This window comes from Cutibacterium sp. (assembly GCF_030525615.1).
Classification (GTDB): domain Bacteria; phylum Actinomycetota; class Actinomycetes; order Propionibacteriales; family Propionibacteriaceae; genus Cutibacterium.
Window position 1 is genome coordinate 152,334 of record NZ_JAUNEJ010000001.1, and the last position, 21,024, is coordinate 173,357.

Below are 21,024 nucleotides of genomic sequence, written 5' to 3' on the forward strand. Positions count from 1 at the left end.
AGGTCGGCCTACAGTGCGTGACGACTGTAGGCCGCTATGGGCTCAGGTCCAGCTGTGCTGTAGGGGGCGTCCTTCCTCATACCCGGAGGGGGACTGAACGCCGATGACGGCCTTTTCGTGGAATTCATTGAGGTTCGCTGCTCCGGCGTAAGTGCAGGAAGAGCGAACTCCAGAAGTGATGAAATCGACGAGGTCTTCGACTCCAGGACGCTGAGGATCGAGATACATCTTCGACTGGGAGATACCTTCTTCGAACAATGCGGCGCGCGCTCTTTCGAACGCACTGCGCTGACGAGTGCGGTGTCGCACTGCTCGGGCCGAGGCCATTCCGAAGGATTCCTTGTACAGGCGTCCATCATGGTCGACGAGCATGGCACCGGTGGATTCGTGGGTACCTGCGAACCATGAGCCGATCATGACCGAGCCAGCGCCGGCCGCCAGGGCGAGTGCAACATCACGGGGATGACGGACGCCGCCGTCTGCCCAGATAGCCCCGTCAACCTCGGCGGCTGCCTCAGCGCATTCCAGTACTGCAGAAAACTGCGGACGGCCAACCCCGGTCTGCATACGGGTCGTACACATGGCTCCCGGCCCGACTCCGACCTTGATGATGTCTGCTCCAGCCTCCAACAAGTCGAGTGTGCCGCGACGGGTGACGATGTTGCCGGCCACGATGGGGATACGGCGATCGGTCTTCTTGTAGAAAGCAGTGCGGACCTCGTCAGCTACACCAATGGCCCGGATCATCTGATCTTGATGACCATGAGCGGTATCCATGACGAGAACGTCGGAACCCGAATCCAGAGCATTGCGAGCACGACCAGCAACGTCTCCATTGATGCCGATGGCGGTGCCGATCATGAGATGACCATGAGGGTCGACGGCCGGCCGGTAGATCTCGGTGCGCAGGGCCCCTCGAGAAGTCATGATGCCGACGAGGACGCCATCGTCGTCCACGGCCACAGCGACCTTTTGATGACGTTCGGCAAGAGTTTGGAATACCTCGTCCGGGCTGGCCTCGGGGCCGACCAAGGTGAGGTCGGTCGTCATGACCTCGTGGCATTGGGCAAAACGGTCGACGCCTTCTGCTTCCGCGGGGGAGACCAGGCCGACCGGGCGATGGTCCTCGATAACGAGGACGACGCCGTGCGCACGCTTGTTGAGCAGGCTCATGGCCTCGCCAACGGTCGTCGTCGGATTGACGGTGACGGGGGTGTCGAACCGGGTGTGGGCACCCTTGACCCGGCGGATAGACCTTGCGACAAAGTCAGCAGGAATATCCTGGGGCAGGATAGCGATCCCGCCGCGTCGGGCGATGGTCTCGGCCATCCGGCGTCCGGAGATTGCGGTCATATTGGCCACGACGAGGGGCAGGGGAGTCCCTAGTCCGTCGGTCGACGTCAGATCGACATTCATCCGCGACCCAACCGACGAACGGTTCGGGGCCATGAAGACGTCGTTGTAAGTCAGGTCGTAGTTCGGCTGTTCGTTGAGAAAACGCACATAGTCATTCTCTCATCATCTTCAGGTCAGCTCGATTGTCGATGAGGTGTGAGCGTGGCACGAGTGTCTGCAACCATTCTTTGCTCGGTTCCTCGAGGCTGAGGTTTGCCGTGACCGGGGACGGCGAAGGCCCCTCGGTTGAGGGGCCTTCGCCGTGATTCGGCAGGATCAGTTGGTGATCTCGGCTTTACCGGTGGATTCACCAGAATCGATCTCGGCGTGGTGACGAGCTGCCTCGAACTCCTCGCGAGTGACCTTCGGCACGTTGTCCCCAAGGAACCACTTCATCCAGCGAGCACGCCTCTTACTAACCCGACGGCCACGGTCGTCGATCGAACCAGCGGTAAGGACCGGGTAGGTCTTTTGCTGAGTGAGAGTCCACGCTTCTCCTTCGCTGACCGGTACGTGGGCTTCGTGGAAGGCACCATCAGGCTCGCGGACGATTTCGCCCGAGGGTGATCCGTGCAGCAAACGCTGACGGTCAGCACGCTGCAAAGATACGCAGATCCGCTTCGTGATGTGGTAGGTGATGATCGGGACGATGAAGACTGCGCCACGCATGAAGTACGTGATCTGGTTCAACGACAGGTGGAAGTGAGTGGCGATAATGTCGTTGGCCCCCGACAACCAGAACATGGCGTAGCAGCTCATGGCGGCAACGCCGAGGGCGGTACGCGTCGGGACGTTGCGCGGACGGTCGAGCAGGTGGTGCTCCGATTCGTCACCAGTAATCCACTTCTCGACGAAGGGCCATGCGACGAGCAGGGTGAATAGCACACCCATGAGGCACACGCCGGGCAGGAAAATGTTCCAACTCCACGTGGTGTGGCCGATGTGCCACTCCCAGTTCGGGGTGATACGGACGGCACCCTCGAGCCAACCCATGTACCAGTCAGGCTGGGATCCAGCCGTGACCTCGCCGGGATTGTAAGGGCCGAATTTCCAGACCGGGTTGATCTGCATGAAGGTGCCCATGAGGGTCAACACGCCAAAGACCACGAAAAAGAAACCACCAGCCTTGGCGGCGTAGACCGGGAACAACGGGTAGCCAACGACGTTCTTCTCGGTACGTCCGGGGCCGGGGTACTGGGTGTGCTTGTGGTAAACGACCAGCGCGAGGTGAGCAGCTACCAGACCCAGCAGCAAGGCCGGGATCAACAAAATGTGGACCATGTAGAGGCGGGGAATGATCGCAGTGCCGGGAAACTCGCCGTTGAAGACGAAGAACTCAACCCAAGTCCCTACCAGTGGGATGGCCCGCATCAGGCCATCGGCGAAACGAAGACCTGTGCCCGAAAGCAGGTCATCGGGAAGTGAGTAACCGGCGAATCCCTCGACCATGGCGAGCATGAACAGCCCCAGACCGATCAGCCAGTTGATCTCACGGGGCTTGCGGAAGGCACCCGTGAAGAAGATACGCAGCATATGGACGGTAGCCGCTGCCACGAAGAGGATGGCGGCCCAGTGGTGGATTTGGCGAACCAGTAGACCGCCACGCACTTCGAACGACAGATCCAAGGTAGAGGCAAATGCCTCCGACATCGGCGTTCCCTTGAGCAGCTGGTACGGGCCGTTGTAGTCAACCTCAGCCATCGATGGCTTGAACCAGATCGTGAGGAAGATACCGGTGAGCAGCAGGACGACGAAGGAGTAGAGAGCAATCTCTCCCAGTAGGAAGGACCAGTGGTCGGGGAAGACCTTGCGCAGGTTACCCCTGGCCATCTTTGCAAGGCCCAAACGGTCGTCGTGCCAATTAACGATCCGCATCCCGCGTCCCGACGGCTTGTCCTCAGCCGTCGCAGTTCGCAGGGTGGGTGATTCCTCGGCAATGCCAGTTGGCCGGGCCATCAGTTATCACCCTTCATGTAGTCGTGACGGGAATCGCGTTCGAAGTAGGACGGACCCACCGGAACGGTGAAGTCGCTGCGAGCGACGAGGTAGCCCTTGTCATCGACGGTGATGGGTAGCTGCGGCAGCGAGCGTCCGGCAGGGCCGAAGACGACGACACCGGAGTCACCGAGATCGAAGGTCGATTGGTGACAGGGGCACAGCAGATGGTGGGTTTGTTGCTCCCACAGATTGACGGGGCAACCCACGTGGGTACAAATCTTGGAGTAAGACAGGATTCCGCCGACCTGCCAGTCCTTACGGGACTCAGGGATTTTGATGGAATCGGGATCCATCCTGACGATGAGGATCGCAGCCTTGGCCTTCTGGCGCTGGAACTCCTCACCCTCAAGGTCCTTAAGGTTCTCCGGTTCAGCATTCACCAGCTGGCCGATTTCCAGGTCCGAGGCTTTGATCGGCTGGAAGGTGACGTCGTTGACCAGTCGGACTCCCTCGGCCCAAATGGTGCGCTCGATGGTGGCTCGGCGCATTCCGGGACCTGGTTTCGGGCCGAGGTCAGCAAGGGTCACGATGGCAGGCACGGCCATAATGCCGATCGCACCTCCCAAGGCACCACCGATGAGCTTGCGCCGTGAGAGTCCGGACTGGTTGGCCCCGATGCGCCACTGCTTGGCGAAGTCCTGGCGATCAGCGGCACCGGAACTGACCGGGTGTCGCTCCTGGACAATCTCTTCATCGCCCATGATCTGTTTGGCCCAGTGAATGCAGGCAATGCCAATAAACAGCACTCCGAGACCGGCACACAGACCCAATGCGAAAGTGGAGGCGTTCATGTGCAGTGGCCCGATTTTGACGGTGGCGTCACGCGGGACTGCAAAGTAGAAGACGACGAAAGCGATGGCGAGAACGGGAACCAAGGCGAGCAGGGTGATGACCTGACGGTAAGCCCGGTTACCGGCCTTCGGATTGGCGTCGGTGTAACGCTCGACGTGTGGCTCGACGCCCGGATTCTCGACCGGCAGGTCGTTGCGTTCGGTGTACTTGTCGCTCACTTTGAGCGAGCCCCCTTCCGTGCCAGCCATCCTGCGATCAGGACGAGACCGCCGATGCCGATGATCCAACCGAACAGGCCCTCAGTGACCGGGCCGATGCCGCCGAGGGCGAATCCGCCGTTGTTGGGCTCAGAATGTGCGGTCTGGAGGTAGCCAATGATTTCGCGGGCGTCCTGGTCGGTGATGACCGACTTGGAGAACACCGGCATTTGCTGCGGGCCAGTGCGCATGGCCTCGTAAATGTGCTTGTCTGAGGTCTTCATAAGGGAGGGTGCGTAGGCCCCCTCAGGCAGCGCGCCGCCGCGTCCTTCAATATTGTGGCAGGCCGAGCAGTTGGTCTTGAACAGTTCAGCACCGCGAGCCAGTTCCTCAGCACTCAATCCAGAGGTGTTGAGAGTCTGGGAGGAGGGGATCTCCGGGCCGGGGGCCAGAGAGGCGACGTAGGCACCAACCGACGCGATCTCCTTGTCGGTGAAATCTGTGTCCTTGGCCGGAGCCTGAGCTTCCGGACGAGCCATCGGCATTCGGCCGGTGCCCATCTGGAAGTCGACGGCAGCGGCACCGACTCCGGTGAGGGACGGGCCTTGCGTGGTGCCCTCGCCGTTGAGGCCGTGACAAGAGGAGCAGTTCTGCTGGAAGATTTCTTTGCCCTGAGCTACCTGCGGCGACGCGTTGGTGTCGGCCTGTCCGGAAGCTGCCGGGCTGACGAAGGCGTACACACACCCCACCAGGACCAAGGCTAAGAGCAACAGCGCGGGTTTGGCTGCCCGGCTGTGCCGTTTCGTGGAGAGGTATCTCATCACCACAGTCACCTTTCTCGGGTTGGGTGTCAGCGCACGATGTAGATCACCGAGAACAGGATGATCCACACGACGTCAACGAAGTGCCAGTAGTAGGAAACGACCATTGCCGTGACCGCCTGCTCATGGGTGAAGCGGCGAGCCATGTAGGTGCGGGCAAGGGTGAACAGGAACAGAATCAGGCCAGCTGTCACGTGCAGGCCGTGGAAACCGGTTGCCAGGAAGAAAGCTGAGAAGTAGACGCTCGAGGAGATGGTGTGGCCCTCGCCAATGAGGACGACGTACTCTGCGACCTGTCCAGCGATGAACACCGCGCCCATGATGAAGGTCAGGGTGTACCACTCGCGCATACCCCACGAGGTGATGGCGCCAAGACCTTTGGTTCGCTTGACCTGACCATGCTCGGCGGCGTGAACACCCATCTGACATGTCACCGAGGACAACACCAGGATGAGGGTGTTGATTGCGGCGGTCCCGACGGCCAGGTGGCTGGACTCGGCTTGCCAGAGGGTCTGCTGTCCTGCAGTCGCCAAGTCGCTGGTCGTCTGGCGAATCATGAAATAGGCCGAGAAGAGAGCGGCGAAGAACATGAGCTCGCTGGCCAACCACACCCAGACACCCATAGGTAGGGCATCCGGACGACCTGCCGGCGCATTGAGTCGCGTCGGCGCGATCGGATGGATGGCGCCCGTCGGTCGTTGTGAAGTCTGCGCTGAAGTGGCCACGGCCTCATTATGGCCGCAAATGTGTCATTGGTCATGTTGTTTCAGCGTTCCAATTCGATTCGAGGTCGATTTGGTGGGTCTAGGCGGCAATGTGCAGCAGGTTGTCCACCGATGTGATATTGGCCATCTCAGCAATCAGGACGGCCTCGTCCCCATGAGACCTCGTCCCCATGAGACGCCGTAAGCTGTAGCATCACCGGTGTTGTGTCCGGCCCGTGATGGCCGGAAGTTCAGATCAGTCCCACGCCATCGAGGGAAAGGGCCGCTCATGGGTGACAAGCTTGGGGAGCCGTCGGGCGCTCTCAAGATTCTCGTTTACTCTGACGATCACACTGTCCGCGAGCAAGTGAAGGTTGCGTTGAGTGGGATGATTTCCCCCGACCTTCCGCGCGCCGAGGTCATCGAGACAGCGAGCAAGGCCTCGGTCGTCGATGCCGCGAGTAGTGGCCACTATGACGTCCTGATCGCTGATGGCGAATCGACCCCGTATGGCGGAATGGGGGTGTGCCACGAACTCAAGGATGAGGTCGAGAATTGTCCTCCGGTGGTCTTGCTGGTGGCCCGCATTGCTGACGCATGGTTGGCGTCGTGGTCTCATGCTGACGCCATCGCCACCCACCCTGTCGATCCGGTGAGCCTGCCTCAAACAGTGGCCTCAGTGATTCGTGCTTCCCGCAGCGAGGCTGCACAGCCCGCTGAACAGACCGCCTAACTCAAAGGAGTTTTTATGTCCGAGGATCACGTCGATGACTTCACCTGGGCCGACCTGCTGACCGATCTGGTTGCGAAGCGAGACATGGATCGTGACACTGCCGCTGCAGCGATGCAACGGGTTCTGTCCGGAAAACTGACGCCAGTGCAGATTGCCGGTTTCGCAGTCGCATTGCGAGCCAAGGGTGAAACCGCCGACGAGATCGCGGGCATGGCGGAGGGAATGATTTCCCACGCCACCCCGGTGGAGCTGGATCGGAATGCCGTTGACATCGTTGGTACCGGCGGCGACCGTGCAAATACGGTCAATGTTTCTACGATGGCTGCTCTCGTGGCTGCGGGGGCCGGAGCTAAGGTTGTCAAGCACGGTAACCGTGCTGCCAGCTCCGCTTGCGGAACAGCGGACTGCTTGGAGGCTCTCGGCGTCGGAATCGACATTGAACCGCAGCGCCAGGCAGCGGTTCTTGACGAGGTTGGTATGGCCTTCCTCTTCGCCCCGCGTTACCACGCTTCCTTGCGCTATGCCGCTCCGGCCCGTAAGGAGCTTGGCATTCAGACCACCTTCAACCTTCTTGGCCCGCTGACGAACCCGGCCCGTCCGTATGCTGCCGCGATTGGTATTGCCGACGCCGCGATGGCTCCCTTGGTCGCTGATGTATTGGCCAAGCGAGGCACGAGGGGGCTGGTCTTCCACGGTGACGATGGTCTCGACGAGCTGACGACCACAACGAAATCGCGGGTCTGGGTCATCTCTGACGGCACGGTTGCTGAAACTGAGATCGACCCGGCGGCTCTTGACCTGGCTCCGGCGGCACCGGCTGATCTCGTGGGCGGAGACCCGAAGGTTAACGCCGGTGTCGTTCGTAAGGTGCTGGCAGGGGAGCACGGCCCCGTGCGTGACATTGTGCTGCTGAACGCGGCGGCAGCGTTGCTCGCCTATGACGGTCCCAAGACTGACCAAGACGTTGTCTCGCAGCTGGCTCAGGAGCTGGAACGCGCAGCCCAGTCCATTGATTCTGGGGCTGCCAATGATCGTCTCGATCGCTGGATCGCGGTCACCTCAAACTGAGAGCAAGACTTACCCATGGCCCGGCCCACAAGGCCGGGCCATATGCGAATGCGGAGCCCCAGGGTGAGGGGCGGCGTCGGCGGATGAGGGTCGTCAAGATCGCCACAAGCGCTCCCAGTAAGGTTGCGGTAAGCAGAGTCGTCATACCAGCCTCAAGGATGCCCGGGGAATGAGAGAGGGTCCCGGTGGTGGCGCCCATAAAGCCTGTTCCGGCCGCCAGCTTGACATCCCCGTACCCGAGGGAGGAACTGAGCCTCCACATGAGCCAGAAGAAGCCAGTTGATGCCGCTGCGACGGCGATACACCAAGCCAACACAGGTATAGGCACTGGTCGGGTGAGAGCTAGACCGACGATGAGCGCAACAGCTGATTCGGCGACACAGTGACGCCACAGTTTCCTCGGGAGGAAGGTAGTTGCTTGATCGACCGTCACCAAAGCTGCAACGGATCCTGACCAGACCCACCACATTCCCCAGCTCCAAGGAGGCGCAAAAGTTGACGAAAACCCTCCTATGGCAGCTATCACGGTGAGGATGAGGGTGCGGACCGGTGTGGCGAGGGAGTCATATCTGGGTTTGATGGTCAGAACTTCTTCTCCCACATCCTCGACGGTCGGTTCTGCCAGCCGGGGGACGGTTACCCGGAGATGCCATAGCGCCAAGGTGCAGGAGACTGCGATTCCGATGACAGACCACATGGCGGTCACTCACAATGACGTGATGGGTTCGGAGGCGGAGATCAAGCCACGAGCTTCACATGCCGCTCGGCCCCTCAGACGCGTCATTTCAGTGCACATGTCCGCTTCCCCGTTGAGCAGAGCGTCGGCCTGCGGGATTGTCACCCCGAGCATGGCAGCGATGTCCTCGGTGTCGCAGCCGCTGTTGTGAAGAGCGAGGACCCTGGTGCGGGTGCTTCCTGCTGGAACGACTCTTTCTCGTGCCGCCTCGACATCATCAATGTTGACTTTGAGGATGCGCATGGCGTCGATGATGCGAATGCGTTGCAGGGGACGATCGCCCTGGCCGGCTAGTCTCCGGACGGTTGGGCTAGGGACGTGCGCGAGGAGGGCGACGACCCGCCACGGGACATGACATTCGTGGACGAGGGAACGGACGTGGAGGGAGAAATAGCGGGCATCGACCCACGCTGTTGACGGTGCTGAGGACTGTAGATCCGGTCTCATCGTGTGACAGGCCTTTCTGTCGCCGGTGTGTCCCGCGAGGGGTACGAAACACTCTTCTAATGGACATAAGTGCCTTCACACATACCTACTGTGACAACAAAATTGTTTTGTTACATGATTGTTACGTTGCATGTCACGCCATGAGAGATACCTCACATATAGTGCCCATGAAAGGCGAGTTTTTTCACCGTTAAGAAAGTGGTGTTAGACACGCAGACGGGACCCGTCACGTGACGGGCCCCGTCCGAATGGTGGGGTGAGAACTCAGCGGCGGTGCCGAAACTCAGCGCTGCGCTTTGGTGAACCCAGCGGCCTGGGCTGCCTCCTCGGTGGCAAACCACACGTCGGCGATGGTGCGGTCATAGCCGCCAGAACCGGGGACGTGGTACTTCATTGAGCGGTCATTGCCTTTGATGACGTAACCCTCTGGCGGGTTGTCACCAACATATGAGGTGGCCTTCGGCTTCTCGTCCTTCTCCTCAGGAGTCTTACCTCCATCCGGAACTTTGGTGGCACCGTCCTTGGTAGTCGTCTTAGAACGAGTGCCTTCATCGACGACGGCTTTGGTCTCAGCGGTTGTCTCAGGGGCAGCTGCAGCAGGTCCACCCTCGTCAGCCATGGTGGCTACGGGGTGAGCCGGAACTGTCTTGTCCTCGCCACCCTTTGGTTGGGGCTTGGCCACTGGCTTGGAACCGTGGCTGGTCTCGGCCTTTTCAGCAGGCTTGTCCTGGGCCTGTTTGGCTGGCTTGGCAACGGTCTTGTCATCGTCTCCGGGGGTCCAGGAATAGGTCACCTTGGGCTCGTGAGCGGTCCAGCCATCGTCAGAAGAACTCATGAAGCGTCGGCCGACGGCGACGGCAGCAGCAGATACTCCGCCGAGGATAGCCAGGGTGCGAAAAACCTTACGGAACCTGCTGCGACGCTTGGCTTTCTTGACTGCCTTCGTCTCAATACCAGCCTTGGCAGCCAGCTCGGTTGACTGACCCTTGAGGGCCGCCACAGCTGCCTGTCCACGGCGGGTAGCCTCTTCGACTGCAGGCAGGGAAGCGACCTTCTCGGCACGCTCCTCAAGCCCGGGCAAGACATCCTTCTGGAAAGTGTTGTATGCCTGGTGGAGAGCTGGGACGACCTTTTCCTGGGTGTACTCCTTCGAGACATCGAGGGCCTTTTTGCCCGCCTCGACGGCCTGGCCGGGAATGGGGCCGAGCTTCTCCGAGAGTTGATTGGTCAGCGGCGCGATCTTGCCACTGACGTGCGCGGCCAGCGGAGCAGCCTTGTCCTGGGCGGCTGTGAGGTGTGCGGCGGCGATCTCCAGCGCCTGGGCACGCTGCTCCTTGAGCGTGCTGGGGCTGCTTGCGGCGGCGGTCTTGCGGGAAGCCTTCTTCTTGCAGGACACGGTTCCTCCAATTCGTGTGGGATAAAGCTCGTGATCGAGCACCTTCCACGGTATCCGCCAAATGGCCTGCAGACCAGAGATTCGCAGTTCCTGATGCTCACTGCGGGACCAATTCCGGCCAATGTCGGGTACGAGCCAGTAGTCTGGAATTGACAACATTTTTCTCATAGGAAGGCAGGCAGGTGGCCTCTACTGCGACTCTGCACACTAACCACGGGGACATCGTCCTCAACCTCTTTGCCGATCAGGCACCCAAGACTGTCGAGAATTTCGTCGGCCTGGCTGGCGGGACTAAAGAGTATGTCGATCCGCACACTGGTCAGCCGACCACTGGCAAGTTTTACGACGGCTTGACCTTCCACCGCGTTATCGACGGTTTTATGATTCAGGGCGGTTGCCCCCTCGGTACTGGCACTGGCGGTCCTGGTTACCAGTTCGCTGACGAGTTCCACCCCGACCTGACCTTCTCAAAGCCGTACCTGCTGGCCATGGCGAATGCTGGCCCGGGCACCAACGGTTCTCAGTTCTTCATCACTGTCGCTCCGACGCCGCACTTGAACCGTCGTCACACGATCTTCGGTGAGGTTGCCGACGAGGAGTCGCGCAAGGTCGTCGACGAGATCGCCCAGGTGCGGACGGGTCGGATGGATCGTCCGGTAGAGCCGGTCGTCATTGAAAGTGTCGAGTTGTCCTGAGTTTTGGTTCTCGTGGGCCTGTCCATGAGAGCCAGGACCTGCCCCGAGGTGGCTGTGCCTCGGGGCTTTTCGCTACCGTCAGTTACCCGGGATCGACGCCGTTAAGACCAGAGGAGATTTATGTCTGACCGCTGGAGTGAACACCCTGTCCGTTCGGTCCTTGCAGTATGTCCAGCCTCACTGGCCTTGGCCATCGTGACCTTAGCGGTGACGATCGTGGCACGATTCACGCCGTTGTCGTCGATGGTGGCTTCTGGAGCTGTGAAAGCCTACGACTTCCAGGTGTGGCGACCACTGGTCTTTTCCCTGACGACGTCATCCATCTTCGGCGCTGTGTTGAGTGGGCTGCTTCTGGTGCTTATCGGCCATCAGATTGAGCCCATGATTGGGTCAGTACAGTTTGCGTCGCTGTACCTGCTGTGTGGGGTTGGGGGATCGACGGCCATCAGCCTTGCAGGCGCGTCGTACTGCTTCGAAGGATCGATGTGTGGCTTGTTCGGCTTAATGGCCGCCTCAATAGTCGCCAAATGTGTTCAGAAACAAGACATTCGCGCGGATGTCATATTGCTGACGATGTTCATCATCTGGGCCATTGTGGTTGGGTCAAATACCTGGATCGCTGATATCGGCGCGGTCGTCGTGGGAGCAGTGTGCGGCTGGGCGTGGCTGCAGACTCGTTGGTCCTCATACCGTCGTCAGATCGGGGCAGGGCTGGCGATTTTCGCTGTATGTCTTGCTGCGCTCATCGTCACCTGGGTGGTGTAAGGCGGATACTCTTATGGCGAGTTCCTCAGAAGGCACCCAACAGTTCGCTGGCCATGACCACTCGCCATCGACGTCAACGAGCCGCACCCCAGGTTCCTCAAACCATGACGCTACCAACTCGGCTTCTTCGACAGTGCATGCCGGTAGACCCGCTGGGGGAGGAGTAACGGTCTCTGCTGTTGCGCGGATCGCGTCGATAACGGGCATAGGATCAGTCCTGGTACGGCATCGTCCGGCACCGGCCAGGCGCCCATGTCGTATGACGTGAATCTCCCAGAACGCACCTTCTCGACGGGCCGCCACGATCTCGTGACAAGACGCTAGCGACGATAACCGGGCACGGCGACGAGTAGCTTTCAAGGCTTCCCGAGCATTGTCGGTGTATTCCGCAGCGTCCTCGAACCGTTCCGCGTCAGACAGTCGAGCAATGCGTTCTGCGAGTCGGTTGGTGAGTTCACGGACGTCAACAGTCATGGCTCGACGAGTCCGATCGACGATAGCTGAATAGTTGACGTCGGGATTCAGACACGGAGCGGAGCACCGGCCCATTTCAGCCAACGGACACCCATCAGAATGACGCGACAGTGGTCCGCTGCACTGTCGAAGGCCAAACGCTTCAGCGAGGACGGTAGCGGCGAGAGTCGCCGTTCGCCGACTCGTAAAAGGCCCCCAGGGAGGTTCAGAGCCTCGGTCGGCTCTCTGTATCACTGAAAGTCGGGGATGAGCGTCGTCAGTGAGGGCGACCCACCACACCGACCCTTGGCGACGCGAACGACGGTTGTACCGTGGCTGATGGGCGTCGATGAGGCGCAGTTCTCGCACCCCCGCTTCAAGAGCAGTCGAGCATTCTCGGGCTTTCACGCCCGTTGCGACTCGGACCATCTCGTCCATCCGCCGTCGCGTTTCGGAGGCTGTGAAGTACTGTGACACTCGACGGCGAATATTGACTGACTTGCCCACATAAAGTACTTCGGGCGGTGATGGTGCCGGCTTGTCGAGACAGAACCAATACACCCCAGGGCGTTCCGGGAGATCTTTGGCCCACACCCGACGACGTTGCCGAGTCGGAGATACCCGGTGAGTCATTTCCAGAAGGTCTTCCAAGGTGGTGACACCAAGGTTTCCCACTCGTTCAATAAGACCGTGCAGAACATCGACAGTTGCACGAGCATCCTCTAATGCGCGGTGGGACGGTGTCGTCGTAGTCCGAAACAGCTGAGAAAGGGTGCCTAACCTGTAGTTGCGAACCTCTGCTCGGGAGAGGACGGAGCGAGCCAGAGTGAGGGTGTCCACAACGGCAGGGTTCTCCCATGGGTAGTCGTACTCGGCATACGCCTTTTTGAGGAAACCGACGTCGAAGCGGGCATTGTGAGCCACCAGCACGGTGCCCCTACTGAACTCTGACCAACTCGGCAGGACTGCCGCCAGCGGCGGTGCGGGCAGCACCATGGCGTTCGTGATACCAGTGAGGACTTGGACAGACGCTGAGATTGGCTCAGAGGGGCGGACAAGGGTCTGGTATTCGCCCTCAACGTGTCCTCCGCACACCTTGACAGCCCCGATCTCGGTGATTTGAGCCGTACTGCTAGTACCGGTGGTCTCGAGATCGACGACGCAAAAGGTGACGTCGGGCAGAGGAGTGCCTAAATCGTCGAAAGACGGCTGTAAGGGTGCGGCACTCATGTTCTGCACATTAGATACCTCCTGTGACACGATCGCCGCATACGATCTGGAACAGCAGAGAACAGCCTTGTCAGACCCCTGTTATGAATGAATGTTGACAACGGTCGCGCAGTGGGATGAGCGGTTCTCCCTGATAAGTTGCCCACTTTCTGAGCGGCGCATAAGATTCTCTCAGTCGGCAGGGGTGGTCCTGGTTCGACGACCTAATCACAGCTGGACAGATGATTCGGTGCGGCGTCATGACGCGGTTGACCGGTCAGGTGATGGTGAAGGGCAGACAGTGGGGAACAGGCTTGGAGCTTCTCAAGTGGGTGATGGCACTCCTCGACGTCGACGTGGCGTTGCAGTAGCTGCATTGACGGGGGCAGTCATCCTCGGCACGGTGGGATCGGTTGAGCCTGGGGCTCAGGCCGCTCCTGACTCCATCGATCAAGCAAAGGTTCGCCTCGCTCAACTTGATGAGCAGACCTCCAAAATCCAGGAGGACTACACGAAAGCTCAGGCCGCTCTCGACAAGGCCCAGAAGGATCTCAATCGTTCCCAAAAGGACCTCAATGCGCAGTCCGCCAAGGTTGAGGCCATGCGTAAAGCTCTCGGTCGGGTTGCGCTCACCGACTACCAGAGTGGTGGCGGCGTTTCTGCGACTACTCAACTCGTGACTAGTGGCGACTCCAGCCAGTTCCTGTCCAAGCTGGCGACTATGCAGAATGTCACCGACCGCACCAATGAGCAGTTCCAGGATTTCCAGGCTCAGCGAGCGCGGTTGTCTTCCCTGAAGTCGCAGGCTCAGGCCGATCAGGCCACGATCAAGGTTCAGCGTGACCAGCAGGCCAAGCTGCTGGCTGACGCGAAGAAGAAGGAGCAGGAGGCTAAGAAGCTCCTCGACCGGCTCACCGCCCAGCAGTCTGCTCAGACTAGGCAGGCCGCTCAGGCTCTGACCGTCAAGGGTGATAAGGCTACGATTCCTGCTCTTCCGGAAGGGGTTTCCGCTCGCGCCAAGACTGCTCTCAGTTTCGCAATGGCTCAGGTCGGCAAGCCTTACGTCTGGGGCGGAACCGGGCCGAACGGGTATGACTGTTCTGGCCTCATGCTGGTCGCTTGGAGTAAGGCTGGTGTGGGTCTTCCTCGTACCGCAGCTGCTCAGTATGCGGCAGGTCGTCCGGTGGCGGCCTCCGACTTACAGCCCGGAGACCTTGTCTTCTTCTACCCGGGCATCACCCACGTCGGTATGTACATTGGTGGCGGTAAATACGTTCACGCCTCCAACCCACGTACCGGCATCAAGATTTCCGACCTGTCGCACCAGCCGTCATACCAGGGTGCGCGCCGCTTCGGCTGATCTTCTTTGCTTAGCGTCGGAATAGATATCGGTGGCACGAAGGTTGCTGCGGGTGTTGTGGATGAGAGTGGCCGGATCGTTCGGCGTATCCAACTCCCGACTCCTTCCCGTAGCCCTGAGGCGGTCGAAAATGCGATCGTTGAGTCGGTTCGTGAGCTGTCCCACGGTCTCACCGTGTGCGCGGTCGGTATCGGCGCCGCTGGTTGGATAGACACCGAGCAGGCTTTGGTGCGGTTCTCTCCCCATCTGGCATGGCGCAACGAGCCGTTGCGCGATCGTCTTTCCGAGCGCATTACCGTTCCCGTTCTCGTCGACAATGACGCCAATGCGGCTGCCTGGGCCGAGTTCCGCTTTGGAGCTGGCAAGGGTTCGAGGGTCATGGTGTGTCTTACCCTGGGAACCGGGATCGGTGGGGCGCTGGTTATCAACGGCCGGATGTTCCGGGGCCGTTATGGCATGGCTGGCGAGTTTGGTCATATGACGGTTGTGCCCGACGGTCACTGGTGTCCGTGTGGAAACCGTGGCTGCTGGGAGCAATATGCGTCCGGGAACTCTCTGGTGAGGGATGCCCGCGCCCTGCTAGCTGAGGGTGCTCCCGGGGCTCAGGACCTCCTGTCCTATGTTGCCGATCGGGATCCTCAGAATCTGGTTGGTCCTGACGTCACCCGAGCGGCGGTGGACGGTGATCGGCTAGCCATCGAACTCATTGCAGATATTGGTATCTGGTTGGGTCGCGGTATGGCGAACCTGGCCGCTGCCCTCGACCCTGACCTCTTCGTGATCGGTGGTGGGGTCAGTGCCGCTGGTGACCTGTTGCTTGAACCCGCTCGCGCGGTGTACGCGCGTACTCTCACTGGGCGCGGGTTCCGGCCCATGGCCGACATTCAGAAGGCTCATTTCGGCAATGACGCAGGTCTGGTCGGCGCTGCTGATCTAGCACGGCATTCCATCAGCGAGCCTCCGGGTCTGGCTCGCGGGTTCTGGCCGCGCCGACGTACTGTCCGCAGATCGCGACGCACACTGCGGCAAAGCCTCGCTGAGACCCTGACCGGGCCAGTCGTTCGTGACAAGTGAGCGGCCACTACAACCGAGAGTGATTGCCCCACGGGCCGTCGTCGCGGCGTCGTGTGATGGCTCGCCAGATGAGCAGGCCTACCCCTGCTCCCCCTGACGTGATGGCCAAGATGAGACCTGTCTTCGGGACGTTGATTCCCCCCATGGTCAGCAAGACCGTAACAATGCATATCGCTACCAGGACGAGTCCTGTTTTCGTGGCTGGGCTAGCCGGAGAAGGTGGTTCAAGAGGTAGCGGTTCATCGATCTCGTCAGGGTCGGGCGTTGGTTCAGGGGGGATAGGGGCTGGGGCGCGACCGACTGGTCGGTCATGGGGACGAGGGCGACCTGGGGCAGTGACAACTTCGCCGAATTCGCGAGCAATAAGCTGCTCGAAGGCGGCATCGACATTTTTGTCGTTGCTTTCCATCATCCCTCCAACCGTCTGACAGCTCGAGGTACCGCTAGGCTTAGTCGCCGAGGAGGCCCCATGTGGTACGAGTTCTTCAAGTATGCGCTCTTCGCGCCAGGAGTGCGAGCCCTGTGGCACCCCCACGTCATCGGCGCGGAAAACATACCTGCTGAGGGTGGGGCGATTCTGGCGTGTAACCACATTGCGGCTGTGGACCCCGTTGTCGTCGCCGCGATGATTGATCGGAAACTTACCTACCCGGCCAAGAAGGAGCTTTTCGCTGGCGATCGTGGGTTATGGTCGAAGGTCGTCGCCTGGTTTCTGCGCGCTATCGATCAGGTGCCACTCGATCGTTCCGGCGGACGCACTAGCCTGGCCGCGATAGGTTCGGTGGAGGACCGACTCGCCGAGGGTGGTCTGGTCGGTATCTTTCCTGAGGGAACACGTTCCCCCGACGGCCGGCTTTACAAGGGCAAAACTGGTGTTGCCCGTATGGCCCTGGGGTCGGGAACTCCTGTTGTACCGATGGGTATCAGCGGTACCACTGTAAAGCGCAAGATTCTTGGGGTCCCGGTGTTGGACCATCCGACCATCGTCTTTGGTAAACCCATGCATTTCGACGTCCTGGCCGGGCGTTCCTCAGAAATCGCGGTACTGCGCTGGGTCACTGATGAAGTGATGGGAGCGATCAGTGATCTCACTGGCCAGGAATATGTCGACGTGTACGGATTTCGTGTCAAGCACGGCGACCTGAAGGGCAAGGACGTCTCCACGTTTGTTAAAACGCGACCGGGCGGGAAGCCCGTACCGCCGCCCGCCGTGACTAAGGTCTAGTCGTATGAACTGGTTGCGTCGATCCCATGGGCAGGTAACGGGCCAGCCCCTGCCTGCTCAACCAGTGATCGTTGCGGTTCACCTGAGTTCTCGTCATGACTTGGCGACGGCTGAGCAGTGCCTGTCGAGAATGGGCCGCAAGACCTATCGGATGTCCGAGCCTCGAGGCACACGACAGCACGCCCATGTCGAAGCACGAGAGCACCTGTCTGAGGGGCGCACCGTGGTCATGGCGCCTGAGGGATTGCGAAGTTGGGCTGGCCAAATTCATCGGCTTGAGGTCGAGGTAGCCCGATTGGCGCTGGCTACCGGGGTCCTCGTCGTTCCAGCTCACGTCTCAGATGGAAACCTTGTTCTAGGTCGACCAGTCGATCTGTCTCGGCATACCGACACTCCACACTCTTATGCCGTCCTCAGGGCTGCAACTGACGACATTGCGCTGGCTTTGTGCGATCTTACGGGATTGACCTACCAGGACTACCCAGCGGTGAGGGGAGATCTTCGACCCCGCCCGCTCATCTGGTTGTCACGTGTTCGCAGGCAGAGACGAGATCGTAAGAAGCGCCGTCAGTTCGAGCAGGAGCGTTTGTGGCAGGAGAGCACCCTTGACGCCGAGGAGTTGGCTCGTGAAGAGGAGAAAGCTCGACTAGCTGCTCAACTTCAGGCTCGCAAGGCGTCACTGGCGGATCGCCTAGCTGAGCACGGTATTCACCCGGGCAAGTGAAACATTGTCCACGCAGGGTTTTGGCGCTTAACACTTCTGGCTCCATCACTGTGTGGAACAAGGCCAATGATGGTGGTGATGACAAGTAGACTCCCGATCATGTCGCACAGCGTTCCCAGTCTTGAGGCCCTTAACGCCTTACCACGGGTCCAGCAGCCGAGTTACCCCGATCCCCAGGCAGTGGCCGAGGTCATCGAACAGTTGCGCGCTTTGCCTCCGTTGGTGTTTGCAGGGGAATGTGACGACCTTCGTCACCAACTGGCCTCGGTGGCCAATCGCGAGGCGTTCTTGCTGCAAGGCGGCGACTGTGCGGAGACCTTCGCCGGAGTCAACGCCGCCAATATCAAGGGTAAACTCCGCGTGTTGCTGTCAATGGCCGTTGTTATGACTTACGCTGGTGAGCTTCCGGTGGTCAAGGTCGGCCGCATTGCGGGGCAGTACGCCAAACCGCGCTCCAAGGACACCGAGACCCGAGACGGTCTCACCTTGCCTAGCTACCGGGGCGACGCCGTCAATGGTTTTGAATTCACTCCGGAAGCACGCGTACATGACCCGAAGCGTTTGATTGGGGTGTACAACGCGTCAGCAGCCACCTTGAATCTGGTACGAGCTTTCGCGACCGGTGGCTTTGCCGATCTTCGTGGTATCCATGCGTGGAATGCTGACTTTGTGCGCAACTCCAATGTTGAGGCGCGATACGAGGCGCTGGCGTCGGAGATTGAGCGCGCACTGGTCTTCATGATGGCCTGTGGGATTGATGACGATCAGCTGTCCACCGTCGACTTCTACGCCAGCCACGAAGCCCTACTGCTCGACTATGAGCACGCCATGACGAGAATCGACTCGCGCTCGCAGCTGCCGTACGACTGTTCGGGTCATATGCTGTGGATTGGCGAACGAACTCGTCAGCTCGACGGTGCCCACGTCGAGTTCCTGCGCAATGTGCGCAACCCGCTGGGGGTCAAGCTCGGTCCGACGACGACGGGGGAGGACGCTGTCGCCATCGCGGAGGCTTTGGACCCTGACCACGAGCCGGGCCGTCTGACCTTCATCACCCGAATGGGTAGCAAAGCAGTGCGCACCAACCTGCCGAAGGTCGTCAAGGCAGTCGAGGCCACCGGCCGCAAGGTGGTGTGGAGTTGCGATCCTATGCACGGAAACACCTTCGAAACTGACAACGGCTACAAGACTCGCTCCTTCACGGATGTGTGCGAGGAAGTCAATGGCTTTTTCGACGTTCATGAAGAGCTTGGGACCTGGCCTGGAGGCGTGCATATCGAGCTAACCGGTGATGACGTCACGGAATGCTTGGGAGGTATCGACATGCTTGCCGAGGCAGATTTGGCGAACCGTTACGAAACTACCTGTGATCCGCGGTTGAACCGTAACCAGTCCTTAGAACTGGCTTTCATGATCGCCGAGAGGCTGGCAGATGGTCGGCTCAAACGCAATGCCGTCAGTCCCTTAGCACGGTTCCGCAGTATTGATCTGTGACGCGATGAGAACAGAGCCAGTTCAGCGCGAATGTGGCTGAACTGGTTGCCGCCGGCTGGTCGCGGCGGAACACTTGAGACATGAAAATCACACATCTGGGGCACTCGTGCATTCTTGTTCAAGCCGCCGGGCAGCGGATCCTCGTCGACCCCGGTAACTTCAGCCAGTCCTGGCACGGGCTGACCGATCTAGACGCCATCCTCGTCACCCATCGTCACCCCGATCACGTTGACCCGGAGCATATTGGTGCTCTGGTTGACGCCAACTCTGGGGCCGTCGTGCGTGCTGAAGCGGGGGCATGTCATGAGGTTCCCGCTCTTGACGCCGACCCCATCGCTCCGGGCGACGTGTTGCAACTGGGTGACGTCAGGATCGAAGCCGTCGGTGGCCACCACGCCACCATCCACCGGGATTTGGAGCCGATCGGCAATGTCGGGTTCCTCATCGGCGAGGGACTCGGCACAATCCTCTTCCATCCTGGAGACGAGCTGGACGAAACCCCGCGCGGGGTTGATGTGCTGGCTTGCCCAGCCCACGGTCCATGGGCGGCCATGAAAGAGACTCTCGACTTTGCGCGGTCTGTGGGGGCCCGCCACGGATTCCTCATTCATGAGGGACTGCTCAATGAGCGAGGCTGGCAGCTGTCCTTTGACCGTCACCAAGAGATGGTGCCGACTACTTTCCATGATCTGCGCGGTGGCCAGCCCTGGGAGGTACCGGAGGACTGACCGCCAGGACTCAGAGCATCCGGTCCATGCCGAGTCGTGGGGCCCAGGCTGGATCGATGTGGGGTCTCGGGGACTCGGCGTGGTGCTGAGGTACACCGCGACGGCGGCGAGGCGGACGGACCACGAGGGCCATGGCAGCCAGGACGGCGATACCGCCGATGATGATTCGACCTGTCAGGGCTTCGCCACCGAGACCGACCGCGAAAATGGCTCCCCACAGCGGCTCAGTACACATGATGACAGCTGCGCGGGTGGACTCAACGCGAGCCTGGCCCCAGCTCTGCATGAAGGTCGTCAAGGTGCCGCAGATGATGGCCAGATATGCCAGGGCGAGCCAGTCCTCCATGTGAGTGGGGATGCTCAAGCCACCGGGCAAGGCTGCAATGGTGCAGACGACAGCGACGGTGATGGTCTGGTAGAGGCCCAGAGAGGCAACATTGGACGGGTTGGCGAACCGCCCGGTTGCGACGATGTGGGCGGCATAGGCCAGGGCCGAGGCTAGCGTCAGCAACTGGCCGACACCGAACCCATTGGTGAGGGAGGACGAGTCGAGGGCCAGTATCCCCATACCGACGATTGCCAGGGCCACGGCACCCCAGACAGCGTTGGACACCTTCTTGCGGAAGATGACAGCGGTCAGCAGCGGGGTGAAGACCACGTAGAGGCTGGCAATGAAACCGTTCGCGGCTGCTTGGGTGGTGCCTAGTCCAATGCCCTGAAGCAGTTGGCCGGCAGCGAAGAGGACGCCCAGGACCACTCCCTTGGTGATGGTGCGCATATCGGTGCGCCAAGCCTTGGGAAACACGATGCCAAAGGCGGCGGCTGCAAGGATAAAACGACAGGCGAGAAGGTTCTGTGGACTCATGTGGGCATAAGCGCCCTTCATGACGACCAGGGTTGAACCCCAGAGAGCGGCCATGAGAAGAAGAGCGGGCACGGCAAGGCGAGACGAGCGAAAACCAACCACGAATCAGATGATATTCCGAAGAATCTTCGCCCTGCAACCCAGA

Annotated in this window: 21 protein-coding genes; 10 read left to right on the forward strand and 11 right to left on the reverse strand. The window is 60.3% G+C overall.

What is annotated here, in order from left to right:
- Window positions 1-42 precede the first annotated feature (42 nt).
- From Q4B98_RS00715 to Q4B98_RS00735, 5 genes are all read right to left on the reverse strand, one after another.
- Window positions 43-1,503: a GuaB1 family IMP dehydrogenase-related protein gene (locus Q4B98_RS00715; protein WP_303194736.1), complete on the reverse strand. Its 1,461-nt coding sequence runs from the start codon at window positions 1,501-1,503 to the stop codon at window positions 43-45.
- Window positions 1,504-1,671: 168 nt separating this feature from the next.
- Entirely contained in the window at window positions 1,672-3,351 is a 1,680-nt protein-coding gene (locus Q4B98_RS00720) for a cytochrome bc complex cytochrome b subunit (RefSeq protein ID WP_303194738.1), read from the reverse strand.
- A complete protein-coding gene (locus Q4B98_RS00725; RefSeq protein ID WP_303194739.1) occupies window positions 3,351-4,433 on the reverse strand; it encodes a ubiquinol-cytochrome c reductase iron-sulfur subunit in 1,083 nt (360 codons plus the stop codon). The genes Q4B98_RS00720 and Q4B98_RS00725 overlap by 1 nt, the downstream gene beginning before the upstream one ends.
- Window positions 4,400-5,203 carry a c-type cytochrome gene (locus Q4B98_RS00730; RefSeq protein WP_303194741.1) on the reverse strand — a complete coding sequence of 268 codons (804 nt, stop codon included), beginning with the start codon at window positions 5,201-5,203 and terminating at the stop codon, window positions 4,400-4,402. The genes Q4B98_RS00725 and Q4B98_RS00730 overlap by 34 nt, the downstream gene beginning before the upstream one ends.
- 29 nt (window positions 5,204-5,232) lie before the next feature.
- The gene (locus tag Q4B98_RS00735) at window positions 5,233-5,826 is read right to left on the reverse strand and encodes a heme-copper oxidase subunit III (RefSeq protein ID WP_303195540.1); all 594 of its coding nucleotides are present in this window, start codon (window positions 5,824-5,826) and stop codon (window positions 5,233-5,235) included.
- 370 nt (window positions 5,827-6,196) lie between these two features.
- Between Q4B98_RS00735 and Q4B98_RS00740 the strand changes: the two genes are divergently transcribed.
- The gene (locus tag Q4B98_RS00740; RefSeq protein ID WP_303194742.1) at window positions 6,197-6,640 is read left to right on the forward strand and encodes a response regulator; all 444 of its coding nucleotides are present in this window, start codon (window positions 6,197-6,199) and stop codon (window positions 6,638-6,640) included.
- A gap of 15 nt (window positions 6,641-6,655) precedes the next feature.
- The gene (gene trpD, locus Q4B98_RS00745) at window positions 6,656-7,708 is read left to right on the forward strand and encodes an anthranilate phosphoribosyltransferase (protein WP_303194744.1); all 1,053 of its coding nucleotides are present in this window, start codon (window positions 6,656-6,658) and stop codon (window positions 7,706-7,708) included.
- On the opposite strand, the gene Q4B98_RS00750 is transcribed toward trpD, so the two are convergent.
- From Q4B98_RS00750 to Q4B98_RS00760, 3 genes are all read right to left on the reverse strand, one after another.
- Window positions 7,695-8,405: a leader peptidase (prepilin peptidase)/N-methyltransferase gene (locus Q4B98_RS00750; RefSeq protein WP_303194745.1), complete on the reverse strand. Its 711-nt coding sequence runs from the start codon at window positions 8,403-8,405 to the stop codon at window positions 7,695-7,697. The two genes, trpD and Q4B98_RS00750, sit on opposite strands and share 14 nt — an antisense overlap.
- Before the next feature lie 9 nt (window positions 8,406-8,414).
- Window positions 8,415-8,891 carry a hypothetical protein gene (locus Q4B98_RS00755; protein ID WP_303194746.1) on the reverse strand — a complete coding sequence of 159 codons (477 nt, stop codon included), beginning with the start codon at window positions 8,889-8,891 and terminating at the stop codon, window positions 8,415-8,417.
- Window positions 8,892-9,174: 283 nt separating this feature from the next.
- Window positions 9,175-10,287 (reverse strand): DUF5324 family protein, encoded by a 1,113-nt coding sequence (locus Q4B98_RS00760; protein ID WP_303195542.1) that lies wholly within the window; start codon window positions 10,285-10,287, stop codon window positions 9,175-9,177.
- A gap of 182 nt (window positions 10,288-10,469) precedes the next feature.
- On the opposite strand from Q4B98_RS00760, the gene Q4B98_RS00765 reads away from it, so the two are divergent.
- On the forward strand, window positions 10,470-10,982 hold the full coding sequence (locus Q4B98_RS00765) for a peptidylprolyl isomerase (RefSeq protein WP_303194748.1): 513 nt from the start codon (window positions 10,470-10,472) through the stop codon (window positions 10,980-10,982).
- Window positions 10,983-11,168: 186 nt separating this feature from the next.
- Window positions 11,169-11,747 (forward strand): rhomboid family intramembrane serine protease, encoded by a 579-nt coding sequence (locus Q4B98_RS00770; protein ID WP_303195543.1) that lies wholly within the window; start codon window positions 11,169-11,171, stop codon window positions 11,745-11,747.
- On the opposite strand, the gene Q4B98_RS00775 is transcribed toward Q4B98_RS00770, so the two are convergent.
- On the reverse strand, window positions 11,667-13,430 hold the full coding sequence (locus tag Q4B98_RS00775; RefSeq protein ID WP_303194750.1) for a DEDD exonuclease domain-containing protein: 1,764 nt from the start codon (window positions 13,428-13,430) through the stop codon (window positions 11,667-11,669). The two genes, Q4B98_RS00770 and Q4B98_RS00775, sit on opposite strands and share 81 nt — an antisense overlap.
- A 307-nt stretch (window positions 13,431-13,737) precedes the next feature.
- Here Q4B98_RS00775 and Q4B98_RS00780 point away from each other — a divergent pair, with 307 nt between their 5' ends.
- Window positions 13,738-14,769, forward strand: a complete 1,032-nt coding sequence (locus tag Q4B98_RS00780; RefSeq protein WP_303194752.1) for an NlpC/P60 family protein — start codon at window positions 13,738-13,740, stop codon at window positions 14,767-14,769.
- Window positions 14,770-14,775: 6 nt separating this feature from the next.
- Window positions 14,776-15,843 carry an ROK family glucokinase gene (locus Q4B98_RS00785; RefSeq protein ID WP_303194754.1) on the forward strand — a complete coding sequence of 356 codons (1,068 nt, stop codon included), beginning with the start codon at window positions 14,776-14,778 and terminating at the stop codon, window positions 15,841-15,843.
- Window positions 15,844-15,850: 7 nt separating this feature from the next.
- Here the strand turns inward: Q4B98_RS00785 and Q4B98_RS00790 are convergent, their stop codons facing one another.
- Window positions 15,851-16,252 (reverse strand): hypothetical protein, encoded by a 402-nt coding sequence (locus tag Q4B98_RS00790; protein WP_303194756.1) that lies wholly within the window; start codon window positions 16,250-16,252, stop codon window positions 15,851-15,853.
- A 60-nt stretch (window positions 16,253-16,312) separates the two neighbouring features.
- Here Q4B98_RS00790 and Q4B98_RS00795 point away from each other — a divergent pair, with 60 nt between their 5' ends.
- From Q4B98_RS00795 to Q4B98_RS00810, 4 genes are all read left to right on the forward strand, one after another.
- A complete protein-coding gene (locus tag Q4B98_RS00795) occupies window positions 16,313-17,068 on the forward strand; it encodes a 1-acyl-sn-glycerol-3-phosphate acyltransferase (protein ID WP_303194757.1) in 756 nt (251 codons plus the stop codon).
- 151 nt (window positions 17,069-17,219) lie between these two features.
- Window positions 17,220-17,792, forward strand: coding sequence for a 1-acyl-sn-glycerol-3-phosphate acyltransferase (locus Q4B98_RS00800; protein ID WP_303195544.1), 573 nt, complete (start codon window positions 17,220-17,222; stop codon window positions 17,790-17,792).
- A 75-nt stretch (window positions 17,793-17,867) separates the two neighbouring features.
- Window positions 17,868-19,286, forward strand: coding sequence for a class II 3-deoxy-7-phosphoheptulonate synthase (locus Q4B98_RS00805; protein WP_303194758.1), 1,419 nt, complete (start codon window positions 17,868-17,870; stop codon window positions 19,284-19,286).
- An 80-nt stretch (window positions 19,287-19,366) separates the two neighbouring features.
- A complete protein-coding gene (locus Q4B98_RS00810; RefSeq protein WP_303194759.1) occupies window positions 19,367-20,014 on the forward strand; it encodes an MBL fold metallo-hydrolase in 648 nt (215 codons plus the stop codon).
- Window positions 20,015-20,024: 10 nt separating this feature from the next.
- Here Q4B98_RS00810 and Q4B98_RS00815 read toward each other — a convergent pair whose 3' ends face one another.
- Window positions 20,025-20,981 carry a DMT family transporter gene (locus Q4B98_RS00815; protein ID WP_303194761.1) on the reverse strand — a complete coding sequence of 319 codons (957 nt, stop codon included), beginning with the start codon at window positions 20,979-20,981 and terminating at the stop codon, window positions 20,025-20,027.
- Window positions 20,982-21,024: the final 43 nt, after the last annotated feature.